Below are 641 nucleotides of genomic sequence, written 5' to 3' on the forward strand. Positions count from 1 at the left end.
GGGCGCGTGCAACGCACCCCTACCCACAAAATCTGTGTAATCCGCTAAAATCCGAGCTAATCTGTAATTTTAGAAGCTCCACAGGTTGTACTCATACTCGATCAAATCAGCGGCAGCTTGCTGCGAAGCCAGGATACCTTGCTGCTGACCACCGTAGATTTCGTCGAGGCGTGCGTTGTTTGGGTTCGACACTCGCACGATGTACGAGTTGAACAGCCACAACTCAAAAGCGTCTGCCAAGTTCTTGTGCTGTGCGTCGTTCTGAGGATTAAACCAGATAGCGCTGGTAGGATTGTTACGGAACACCCGAACCAAATCGCTGTACTTGAACGTACCAATGGGCTTCTCAATACCCGAAGCGTTGGAAGGCAGCGTAGAAGGCACTACCAGCGTGAGGGATTTGATGTCGTGATACATCCGCGACCGTTTCTTGTCGAAGATCATATCTTCTTTCAATTCCATTTGGTACAAGTCCTTAGGACGATACTCATAGCTAGGTGGCGCAGCCGGCTTTGGAGGAGCAGCAGCTACCTTTTTAGTAGTAGCTCCTTTTTTACCCTTAGCAGTGGACTTTTTCGCTGGAGCACCCCAACCATCGCCACCACCGCTGCTACCCCAACCATCGTCACTTCCGCCGCCTA

Annotated in this window: 1 protein-coding gene; it reads right to left on the minus strand. The window is 51.0% G+C overall.

Features of this window, described 5'->3' with window-relative positions; translation table 11 throughout:
• Nucleotides 1–69: 69 nt before the first annotated feature.
• Nucleotides 70–641, minus strand: a 572-nt coding sequence (gene gldN, locus J4D97_RS23170) for a gliding motility protein GldN (protein ID WP_208309650.1), incomplete at its 5' end; no start/stop codon positions are given.

Origin of the sequence: Hymenobacter defluvii, from assembly GCF_017589435.1 — a bacterium.
GTDB classification, from domain to species: Bacteria; Bacteroidota; Bacteroidia; order Cytophagales; family Hymenobacteraceae; genus Hymenobacter; species Hymenobacter profundi.